At 69.9% G+C, this 8080-nt stretch carries 8 protein-coding genes; 3 read left to right on the forward strand and 5 right to left on the reverse strand.

What is annotated here, in order from left to right; translation table 11 throughout:
* Nucleotides 1-69: 69 nt before the first annotated feature.
* The gene (locus VF522_RS07945; RefSeq protein WP_330907696.1) at nt 70-999 is read left to right on the forward strand and encodes a LysR substrate-binding domain-containing protein; all 930 of its coding nucleotides are present in this window, start codon (nt 70-72) and stop codon (nt 997-999) included.
* Here the strand turns inward: VF522_RS07945 and fumC are convergent.
* On the reverse strand, nt 947-2329 hold the full coding sequence (gene fumC, locus VF522_RS07950; protein WP_330907697.1) for a class II fumarate hydratase: 1383 nt from the start codon (nt 2327-2329) through the stop codon (nt 947-949). The genes VF522_RS07945 and fumC overlap by 53 nt on opposite strands.
* Before the next feature lie 142 nt (nt 2330-2471).
* Here fumC and VF522_RS07955 point away from each other — a divergent pair, with 142 nt between their 5' ends.
* Nucleotides 2472-2678 carry a hypothetical protein gene (locus tag VF522_RS07955; RefSeq protein WP_330907698.1) on the forward strand — a complete coding sequence of 69 codons (207 nt, stop codon included), beginning with the start codon at nt 2472-2474 and terminating at the stop codon, nt 2676-2678.
* 61 nt (nt 2679-2739) lie between these two features.
* On the opposite strand, the gene VF522_RS07960 is transcribed toward VF522_RS07955, so the two are convergent.
* The 4 genes from VF522_RS07960 to VF522_RS07975 are packed head-to-tail and all read right to left on the reverse strand — an operon-like array spanning nt 2740 to nt 6191.
* Entirely contained in the window at nt 2740-3321 is a 582-nt protein-coding gene (locus tag VF522_RS07960; protein ID WP_330907699.1) for a hypothetical protein, read from the reverse strand.
* On the reverse strand, nt 3318-4169 hold the full coding sequence (locus VF522_RS07965) for a hypothetical protein (protein ID WP_330907701.1): 852 nt from the start codon (nt 4167-4169) through the stop codon (nt 3318-3320). The genes VF522_RS07960 and VF522_RS07965 overlap by 4 nt, the downstream gene beginning before the upstream one ends.
* Nucleotides 4166-5770 (reverse strand): FAD-binding oxidoreductase, encoded by a 1605-nt coding sequence (locus tag VF522_RS07970; protein ID WP_330907702.1) that lies wholly within the window; start codon nt 5768-5770, stop codon nt 4166-4168. Before VF522_RS07970 ends, VF522_RS07965 begins: the two co-directional genes overlap by 4 nt.
* Nucleotides 5771-5786: 16 nt before the next feature.
* Nucleotides 5787-6191, reverse strand: a complete 405-nt coding sequence (locus VF522_RS07975; protein ID WP_330907703.1) for a hemerythrin domain-containing protein — start codon at nt 6189-6191, stop codon at nt 5787-5789.
* Between the two features lie 283 nt (nt 6192-6474).
* Between VF522_RS07975 and VF522_RS07980 the strand changes: the two genes are divergently transcribed.
* A complete protein-coding gene (locus tag VF522_RS07980) occupies nt 6475-8028 on the forward strand; it encodes a fumarate hydratase (RefSeq protein ID WP_330907704.1) in 1554 nt (517 codons plus the stop codon).
* Nucleotides 8029-8080: the final 52 nt, after the last annotated feature.

An 8080-nucleotide genomic window follows, 5' to 3' on the forward strand; every position in this document is an offset into this window, starting at 1 on the left:
GGTCGGCCGGCGCCCGCCCGGATCGCCGCCGCTTCAATAGCAGCTATTTGCGCAACGCATAATCCGGCCGTGGACCTCACCCGCCTGTCCTACTTCGTCGCCGTGGCCGAGGCGCGCAGCTTCAGCCGCGCGGCGGCGGCGCTGCACCTGTCGCAGCCGGCGCTGAGCCGGCAGGTGCGGCTGCTGGAGGAGGAAGTCGGCCAGCGCCTGCTGGAACGCACCGGCCGCGGCGCGCTGCCCACCGAAGCGGGCGCCGCGCTGCTGGCGCATGCCCGCGCGATCTTCGAGCTGGCGGATCGCGCGGCGGCCGACATGCGCGAGCGCGGCACGCAGCCGCGCGGCCGCCTCACCGTGGGCCTGCCGCCGCGGGTGGCGCGCGTGCTCGCCGCCGACCTGGTCGAGCGCTTCCACGCGCAGTTCCCCGGCGCCACCATCACCGTGGTGGAGGACCTGAGCATCCGCCTGCGCGAAGCGATGATCGCCGGCCGCCTGGACCTGGCGCTCGCCTTCGAGCCGCCGCGTTCGCCGCAGCTGCAACAGGAAGTGCTGGTGCGCGAGCCGCTGGTGCTGGCCAGCCGCCAGCCGCTGCCGGCGCGCGTGCGCCTCGCGGAGCTGGCGGGACGCCGCCTGGTCATGCCGAGCGGTCCGCATGCGCTGCGTCGACTGCTGGAAGAGCAGGCCCTGCCCCGGCGCGTGCCGCTGGAGGTGATCGCGGAAGTGGATTCGGTGCAGACGGTGCTGGCGATCGTGGCGCGCGGCGTCGCCGACAGCGTGCTGCCGGCCAGCGCGATCGGCTCGCTGCCCGAGAGCGCCGGCGTGCACGTGGCCGCGATCCACTCGCCCGTGATCCGCAGCGCCCTCGTGCTGCTGGTGCCGATGGCACGGCCCGCGACGCGCCTGAGCCGCCACGGCGCGGAGCTCCTGAAGGAACTGGCGGTGGAGCGCTTCAGCCGATCATCTGCTCCGGCTTCACCCACTGGTCGAACTGCTCGCCGGTGAGGTGACCGGAGGCGATCGCCGCCTCGCGCAGGCTGGTGCCTTCCTTGTGCGCCTTCTTGGCGATGAAGGCCGCCTTGTCGTAGCCGATGTGCGGATTGAGCGCCGTCACCAGCATCAGAGAACGCTGCACCAGTTCGGCGATGCGTTCGCGGTTCGGCGCTATGCCCGCCGCGCAGTGGTCGTTGAAGCTGCGCATGCCGTCGGCCAGCAGCCGCACGCTTTGCAGGAAGTTGTGCGCGATCATCGGCCGGAACACGTTGAGCTCGAAGTTGCCGGAGGCGCCGCCGAAGTTGATCGCGACGTCGTTGCCGAACACCTGGCAGCACAGCATCGTCATCGCCTCGCTCTGCGTCGGATTGACCTTGCCCGGCATGATGGAGGAGCCGGGCTCGTTCTCGGGGATCGTCAACTCGCCGATGCCGCTGCGCGGGCCGCTGGCGAGCCAGCGCACGTCGTTGGCGATCTTCATCAGGCTCGCCGCGAGCGTCTTCAGCGCGCCGTGCGCATGCACCAGCGCATCGGCCGCGGCCATCACCTCGAACTTGTTGTTCGCGGTGATCAGCGGCAGTCCGGTGAGCCGTGCGAGTTCCTCGGCGACCTTTTCCGGATAGCCCTTGGGCGCGTTGAGCCCGGTGCCGACCGCGGTGCCGCCCAGCGCCAGTTCGCACAGATGCGGCAGCGAGGCGTGCAGGTGGCGGTCGGCCTGCTCCAACTGCGCGACGTAGCCGGAGAACTCCTGGCCCAGGGTGAGCGGGGTCGCATCCTGCAGGTGGGTGCGGCCGATCTTCACGATGTCGCGGAAGTCGCGCGACTTCGCCGCCAGCGTGTCCTTCAGCCGCGCCAGCGAGGGCAGCAGCTGGTTGCGGATCGCATCGACCGCGGCGATGTGCATCGCGGTGGGGTAGACGTCGTTGGAAGACTGGCTCTTGTTCACGTCGTCGTTGGGATGCACCTTGCGGCCCTCGCCGCGCGCGCCGCCCAGCAACTCGCTCGCGCGGTTGGCGAGCACCTCGTTGACGTTCATGTTGGTCTGCGTGCCCGAGCCGGTCTGCCAGACGACCAGCGGGAACTCCTGGTCCAGCTGGCCGGCGAGCACTTCGTCGGCGGCGGCCACGATGGCCGCGGCCTTCTGCTGGTCCAGCAGGCCCAGCAGGTGGTTCACGACGGCGGAGGACCGCTTGACCTGCGCCAGCGCACGGATGATCTCGCGCGGCTGCCGCTCGCCGGAGATGTCGAAGTTCTGCAGCGAGCGCTGGGTCTGCGCGCCCCACAGGCGGTCGGCGGGGACGCCGATGGGACCGAAGGTGTCGTGTTCAATGCGGGTGGCCATGCGCCGACCCTAGCAGCTTTGCCCCGGGACGGTGACTTTTTTGGGGGTCCGGCGCTCCGCGCGACGGACGAGAGGCCCGGTCGTGCCGGCGCGGGGTTTCCGCTCCGTAAAGTCGCTCTCCTGCTCATCCGACGCTTGCACGATGCCAACTTCGAACCGAGACAAGGCCCTGCGCGCCTACCAGGCCGCCATGGTCCGGGAGCAAGAGGCGCAGGAACGCGCCCTGGCTTCCGGCGACATCGACGAAGCCCTCAGCGACTGGCTGGAGGCGATGCACGCCACCCGGCGGGCCTCGCACGCGCTGCGCTCCTCCGGCCAGGAAGGCGGCGAGGAGTCGTCCACCGGCTGACCACCGCTTTTCCACAGCTTGCGCGGGCCGATGTCCCCTGCTTGCGCACAGGGTTGTCCGCTCAGGCCGTATAGGCGTAGACGAGGTACAGGTGCAGCATCGCACCCGCCGCGACCAGGCACGAGAGGCTGATGTGCGCGACCAGCAGCGTGCGCGCGAGGGCACGCGATGCTTTCGTCCCGAGCACCGAACGCAGGGCGCCCGCCGCGACGCCGGCCGCCAGGACATGGAAGGTGTACTGCAGGAAGCCGCTCGGCGCCCGGCCCATGTGGAAGGCCAGCAGCAGGAGCAGCAGCAGGCCGCTGAACTGGTGGCATTCGTTCAGCCAGGCCTGGTGCCGCGCCATCGCGGGTGCGCGGCGCAGCGGGCCGAACACCATCGCCAGCACCATCAGCGTGACCATCGCATAGCCTGTGAGCTGCTTGGCCCAGTGCGCCGCCTGCATCGGGTCGAGCAGCAGGCGCTCCGGGAAGAACAGCAGGGCCGCTTCCAGCAGCAGCACCGTGACCAGCACGCAGCCGCCCAGGCGCGCCTGCGAGGCCCGGCGCACGCGCGTCGCGGGCTGCCGCGTACGCGCCGCGGACTTGCGCCTGCGGACCGGCGCCGGCCCCGCGGGGACGAAGGGAACGAAAGAAGACGTCATCGCTTGGCTCCGGCGGCCGCCTTCGCGTCGGCGGCGGCGAACAGGCTGTTGAGGGTGTTCACCGAGTTCTGCAGTTCCACGGCCCGCCGGAAGGTTTCGCGATCGGGCAGGAAAAAGCCGTCGCGCGGCCACTTGTCGCCGACGGCGGGACGCGCCTCCGGCGCGAAGCCGCCGACCTTCTGCAGATAGGAGCCGTAGGCGTCGACCGCGGAGCGGCGCAGCTGGTGCACGAGGTGCAGCATGGTCTCCGGGCTCACCTGCCTGCCCGCATAGGACCAGGTGGTCGCACCCATCGGTTCGTTGAGCACCCAGTCCTTCTTCGGCGTGCCGGGATGCTCGTTGTGGCAGGTGACGCAGGACTGCGCCGAAGCGCGGTCGGGGAACATCGCGGTGGTACGGCCCTGGGCGGCGTCGAAGAAGAACTTGGGCCGCAGCGTCTTCTTCACTTCCTGGTAATGGACCGCCTGCTGTCCCTTGAACAGGTTCTCCTTGACCAGCGGGTAGTCGGAGCCGAGGAACAGGCCGATCTCGGGCACCTGCATCTGCAGGCGGTTCGATGTTTCGCGCAGCAGCAGCGCCGGCAGCGGGCCCGCCGCGACGCCGTCCTTCTTCCAGTCCTCGCGGAAGGCCAGCCCGCGCTTGCTGCCCTCGCCCACGATCTCGCGCGCGTAGATGGCGCGGATGGCGGCGTTCTCCGCATCGAGCAGCGCCAGCGCCGTCTCCGCCGGAACCATGCGGCCCTGCACCGTGGCGCGGTCCGGCAGTTCGGGCGGCGCCGAGACGAACAGGTAGATGCCCAGCAGCACCGTGCCGGCGCAGATCGCGAGCGTGCCGCGCGAGACTTTCACGAGGGTTTGCCTTCCTTCGCCTTGACGATGGTCTTGCCGAAGGGCGAGGCACCGTCCTTCAGGTACTTGTGCAGCGACTGCAGCGTCGGCGCGTCTTCCAGCCGCAGCGGCGCGCTCCAGCGGTGGTTGCCGTGGTAGTCGTGGCACTGCAGGCAGGTGTCCCAGCGCTTGTTGCGCACGAGGAAATCGTGCGTCGGCGAGGTGCGGTCGTTCTTCACCTGCAGGTCCTGGTGGCAGCTCACGCAATACGTCGCCGTGGGCGCGGTGACGCGCGTGCCGGAGTGCTCGCGATGGCAGCTGACGCACATCTGGGCGCCGGTCTCCGCCCTCGCCTTCTCGAAGCGCGGCTCCAGGAAGCGGTTCGGCGCGTGGCGGTCGTCCGGGTTGGCGTGGCACTGGATGCAGGTGGCCGACGTCACCGGCTGCATGCCCAGCACCGCGCCGGACTGGCGCATGCCCAGCGCCTGCTTGGCCTTGGCCTGCAGCGCCTGCCGCGTCGACGCGGGCGACTCGACGTGGCAGGCGACGCACTGCAGCCTCTCGTGGCCCACGTTCGGGTGGCCGTGCGGGCGCAGCTCCTGCAAGTCGGGCAGCAGCAGGAACAGCGGCAGCGCGGCGAGCATCGCGCCGGCCATGTAGGCTCGCGAGCGCGGCGTCTGCGCGGGCTTGCCGCTGGCCGCGAGCGCGAAGCGTTCGACGTGGATGCGCGCGGGATCCACGCCCGCGGCGCGCAGCGTGCGCTCCACGTGCGCGACGTAGCCCTCGGGCCCGCAAATCGTGAACAGCGCGTCGGGGTAGGCCGCCATGCGCCGGCGGATCGACTTGCGCGGCAGCTTGCCCTCGATGGACGTGTCGCGGATCGAATACGAGAAGCCCGGGCGCGCCTTGGCGCCCGCGGCGAGTTCCGCGCGGAACGCGACGTCGTCGGCGTCGTTCACGCTGTAGTGCAGGTGCAGGGTCGCGCCGGCCGGCAGCGCGTTGATCATCGCCATGGCGGGCGTCACGCCCACGCCGCCGGCGAAGAACACTTCGGGGCGCTTGCCGCCCGAGCCCAGCGGCCGCCCGCCGGGCACCGACACCTCGATGCGCCGCGGCGGTTCGCTCTCCGGCGGCGTCAGCAGCCACGGCGTCATGCGGCCATCGGGCTTGCGCCGGATGGCCACGGTGAGGCGGCCCGCCGGCCGGTCCTGCGCGACCACCGTATAGGTGCGCTCCACCAGCTCGCCGCCGATGCGGGCGCGCAGCACCACGTGCTGCCCGGGCAGGACGGCGGGATAGGCGCTGCCGTCGGCGAGCGCCAGCTCGACGCGGTAGATCAGCCGCTCGTGCCCCGCGAGGTTGCGCGCCCGGGTGAGCGGCGACACGGCGACGCCGGCCGGGAACCAGGCGACCTCGCCGAGCGCTTCCTTGATCGCCGGGATGCAACTGCCGCACTGCACGCCGCAGCCCAGGAGCTGCCCCAGCGAGCGCACGTCCGCATCGGGATCGGCCGCGACCGCGTCCTCCAGCTCGGCGAAGGTCACGCCGGCGCACTGGCAGGCGAGGCAGTCCCGCCGGCCGGGGGCCGCCATGCCGTCGTCGTCGGTGCGCGAGCGAGCCACGGTACTGCCGCCCGCCTCAGACGTTGCGGTCGGCCAGCGGATAGAGCTGCGTGTTCTCGCGCTCGATGCGGTGCGCCAGCGCGCCGAACACCTTGCGCGTCTCGCTGGCGAAGCCGGCCGGATCGGCCTTGATCGCCGCCAGCGGCCATCGGGTGTTGTAGTCGAGGAAGACGCCCGCCAGCCCGCCCATCTCCTTCTGGAACCGTGCGGCCAGCTTGCTGGCCTGCGCATCCTGTTCCATCAGCCGCGGATACAGCGCCTTGTCCTCCATCGCGAGGTGGAAGTTCACCTTGCCCGCCAGGTTGGAGAGGAGCTTGCGCATGGCGCCCGCGTCCGCTTTCCCCTGGAGCTGCTCGGTGATTTCCGTCGCCAGCCCGAGGATTTCGTCGTGCTGGACGCGGAACTTGTCGGTGAATCCCATCGCCATCTCCCGTCGTTAAACGAAACCAACTGTAAGCAGCCTTAGGGCACTGCCCTAATCCAAAGGCGTGAAGGAGTACGCACACGCGCGGGGACGCGCGATGTACGGAGGGACTGGCTGCGCGAACGGCAGGCCCGGCTCGTCTTGCGAAAGGCTGACTCGGCACGCGCCATGGCCGGGGAACACTTCAGGCGGCGCCCGCCAGGCCTCCCGTGCGGAAAGGGGTGCTCGGCAGCGTCTGGGATAATCGGGATCGCCTCCCTGCCCCTCCCCCGTCCCGAGCATGACCACGACCATCAAGGCCGCCGACCTGATCGAATCGATCTCGGCGGCGCTGCAGTACATCAGCTACTACCACCCCGCCGACTACATCGCCCACCTCGCCCGCGCCTACGAGCGCGAGCAGAACCCGGCGGCGAAGGACGCGATCGCGCAGATCCTCACCAACAGCAAGATGAGCGCGACGGGCCAGCGCCCGATCTGCCAGGACACCGGCATCGTCAACGTGTTCCTCAAGATCGGCATGGAGTGCCGCCTGGAAGGCTTCAGCGGCAGCCTGGAGGACGCGGTCAACGAAGGCGTGCGCCGCGGCTACCTGCACCCGGACAACACCCTGCGTGCCTCGGTGGTGGCCGACCCGCACTTCGAGCGCAAGAACACCAAGGACAACACGCCCGCCGTCGTGAACGTCGAACTCGTTCCGGGCAACAAGGTGGACGTGACGGTCGCGGCCAAAGGCGGCGGCAGCGAGAACAAGAGCAAGATGGCGATGCTCAACCCGAGCGACTCCATCGTCGACTGGGTGCTGAAGACGGTGCCCACCATGGGCGCCGGCTGGTGCCCGCCCGGCATGCTGGGCATCGGCGTCGGCGGTACTGCGGAGAAGGCGGTGCTCTCCGCGAAGGAAGCGCTGATGGAGGACATCGACATGTACGAGCTGCAGGCGAAGTCCTCGCGCGGCGAGAAGCTGTCGAAGCTGGAGGAAATGCGCCTGGAGCTGTACGAGAAGGTCAACGCGCTGGGCATCGGCGCGCAGGGCCTGGGCGGCCTCACCACCGTCCTCGACATCAAGATCAGGATGTTCCCCTGCCACGCCGCGGGAAAGCCGGTGGCGATGATCCCGAACTGCGCGGCGACGCGCCATGCGCACTTCGAGCTCGATGGCTCCGGCCCCGCCTACATCGATCCGCCGAGCCTGGACCTGTGGCCGAAGATCGACTGGGCCCCGGATACGAAGAAGAGCAAGCGCGTCGACCTGAACACGCTGACGAAGGAAGAGATCGCCACCTGGAAGGCCGGCGACACGCTGCTGTTGAACGGCAAGATGCTCACCGGCCGCGACGCCGCGCACAAGCGCATCCAGGACATGCTCGCCAAGGGCGAGCAGCTGCCGGTGGACTTCACCAACCGGGTGATCTACTACGTGGGCCCGGTCGATCCGGTGCGCGACGAGGTGGTGGGCCCCGCGGGCCCGACGACGTCGACGCGCATGGACAAGTTCACCGAGATGATGCTGGCGAAGACGGGCCTGATCGGCATGATCGGCAAGTCCGAGCGCGGCCCCGAGGCGATCGACTCCATCCGCAAGCACAAGGCGGCGTATCTGATGGCCGTCGGCGGCGCGGCCTATCTTGTATCCAAAGCCATCAAGCAGTCGCGAGTCCTCGGATTCGGCGATCTGGGCATGGAAGCGATCTACGAGTTCGACGTGGTCGACATGCCGGTGACGGTGGCGGTGGACTCCAGCGGCACCAGCGTGCACACGACGGGCCCGGCGGAGTGGTCGAAGAAGATCGCCACCGGCGAATTCAAAAACATCCCCGTCGCCGCGGCGTGATGCACCGCATGCGGACGCATCGCGTCTGCATGCGGCCCGCGTAGAGCCCGGC

Origin of the sequence: Ramlibacter sp. (assembly GCF_036383835.1) — a bacterium.
In the GTDB taxonomy this organism is placed as follows: domain Bacteria; phylum Pseudomonadota; class Gammaproteobacteria; order Burkholderiales; family Burkholderiaceae_C; genus Ramlibacter.

Bases quoted from the DNA above. Each gene is read 5' to 3' on its own strand.
- VF522_RS07975 (WP_330907703.1), bottom strand. From the start codon at position 6,191: ATGGGATTCACCGACAAGTTCCGCGTCCAGCACGACGAAATCCTCGGG.
- VF522_RS07980 (WP_330907704.1), top strand. From the start codon at position 6,475: ATGACCACGACCATCAAGGCCGCCGACCTGATCGAATCGATCTCGGCG.
- VF522_RS07955 (WP_330907698.1), top strand. From the start codon at position 2,472: ATGCCAACTTCGAACCGAGACAAGGCCCTGCGCGCCTACCAGGCCGCC.
- fumC (WP_330907697.1), bottom strand. From the start codon at position 2,329: ATGGCCACCCGCATTGAACACGACACCTTCGGTCCCATCGGCGTCCCC.
- VF522_RS07960 (WP_330907699.1), bottom strand. From the start codon at position 3,321: ATGACGTCTTCTTTCGTTCCCTTCGTCCCCGCGGGGCCGGCGCCGGTC.